This window comes from Halorubrum halodurans (genome assembly GCF_002252985.1).
GTDB classification, from domain to species: Archaea; Halobacteriota; Halobacteria; order Halobacteriales; family Haloferacaceae; genus Halorubrum; species Halorubrum halodurans.
The window spans coordinates 1-1,830 of record NZ_NHPJ01000013.1; the positions used below are offsets into that span (position 1 = coordinate 1).

General features: G+C 73.9%; 1 protein-coding gene. It reads right to left on the minus strand.

Features of this window, described 5'->3' with window-relative positions; all coding sequences use genetic code 11:
* The coding region (locus tag DJ70_RS01470; protein ID WP_143420889.1) for a helix-hairpin-helix domain-containing protein at nt 1–1,710 on the minus strand (1,710 nt) is incomplete at its 3' end.
* Nucleotides 1,711–1,830: the final 120 nt, after the last annotated feature.

Here is a 1,830-nt window from a genome sequence, read left to right on the forward strand (position 1 = left end):
GTACGGCGTCCACACCGCCCAGCCGCGGCGGGCGGTGTGGACGCCGTACCGGGCGTTGTCGAGCTCGCGGGGCGCGTGCGCGTCCGTGTTCACGGCGACCGTCGCGCCCGCCTCGACCGCGGCGCGGACGGCGGCACCGTCGGCGTCGAGCCGGGCGGGGTTCGCGTTCACCTCGATCGCGACGCCCTCGCTCGCGGCCGCGGCCGCGACCCGCTCCATGTCGGGATCGAGCCCCCGCCGCTCGTTGATGAGCCGGCCGGTGGGATGGCCGAGGACGTCCACTTCGGGGTGTTCGACCGCGCGCACGAGTCGCTCGGTCGCGGCGTCGGGGTCGGAATCGAGCGCGGCGTGCGGCGAGGCGACCACGACGTCGAGGTCGGCGAGCGTCGCGTCGTCGGTGGTGATCCCGCCGTCGGCGTCGATGTTCGCCTCGATCCCGTGGAGCACCTCGACGTCGGCGTCGACCGCGTCGGCCGCCTCGGCGACCGCCGCCGCCTGGTCGGCGATCTCGGCCGCCTCGAGCCCGACGTTTCCGAACACGCCCGGCCCGGCGGCGTGGTCGGTGACGGCGTGGTACTCGTGGCCGCGCTCGGCCGCGGCCGCGATCATCTCCCGGATCGTGAACCCGCCGTCGGACCAGTCGGTGTGGGTGTGGAGGTCGCCGCGGAGGTCGTCGGAGTCGACGAGATCCGGAAGCTCCCCCGCGGCCGCGGCCGCGACCTCGCCCGTGTCCTCGCGGAGCTCCGGCGGGACGTACGCCATCTCGAGCGCGTCGTACACGCCCGCCTCCGTCTCGCCGGCGACCCGCTCGCCGACCCGCCGGCCGGCGTCCGGGTCCGCGACGTCGCGCACGTCGAAGAGGCCGTACTCGTTGAGCTTGAGCCCGCGGTCGATCGCGCGGTTGCGGACCGCGACGTTGTGCGCCCTCGAGCCCGTGAAGTACTGGAGGGCGGCGCCGAACTCCGCGTCGGCGACGATCCGGAGGTCGACGCGGGTGCCGTCCGCGCGGACGCTCGCCTTCCCGGTGCCGGCCTCGATCGTCGCGTCCGCGGCCGGCCAGTCGACGAAGGCGTCGACGACCGGCTCGCGCTCGTCGCTCGCGACGAGCAGGTCGATATCGCCGATCGTGTCCTTCCACCGGCGGATCGAGCCGCACACCTCGACGCGGGCGACCCCCTCGATGTCGGCGAGGTACGCGAGGGCGTCGTCGGCGACGGGGCGGGCGTCTCCGAGGCGCGTCCGCTCCTGCGACTCGCGCGCGAAGGGGAGGTTCTCGCGGATCGACTCCTCGGTCTTCGCGCCGAACCCCTTCACCTCGCGGATCTCGCCCGCCTCGGCTGCCGCCTCCATCTCGTCGAGCGTCGTGATCGCGAGCGCCTCGTACAGCGTCCCGACGGTCTTCGGGCCGACGCCCTCGATCGCGGTCAGCGCCCCGATCTCGACCGGCAGCTCCTCGCGGAGCGCCTCGAGTTCCGCGATCTCGCCCGTCTCGACGTACTCGACGATCTTCGCGGCGATGGCGTCGCCGACGCGGTCGACCTCGCTCACCGCGTCCTCGCCGTCGGCCGCCAGGTCCTCGATCGGCGTCGGGTGCTCGCGGACGTTCTCGGCCGCGCGGCGGTACGCCGTGGGCTTGTACTCGACGCCCGTCGCCTCGAGGCGGTCCGCGAACTCCTCGAGGAGCGCCGCGACCTCGTCGTTCCGGCTCATTCGACCGCCCGTTCGGCCGGCCGGGTCTTATACTGTCGGCCGTGCGAGTCGATCGCGGAAGGAGTCGCTCAGTATAGGCGAAGGAGTGAGCGATCGTTCAAGCGGTGGCGTCGCCGGCGG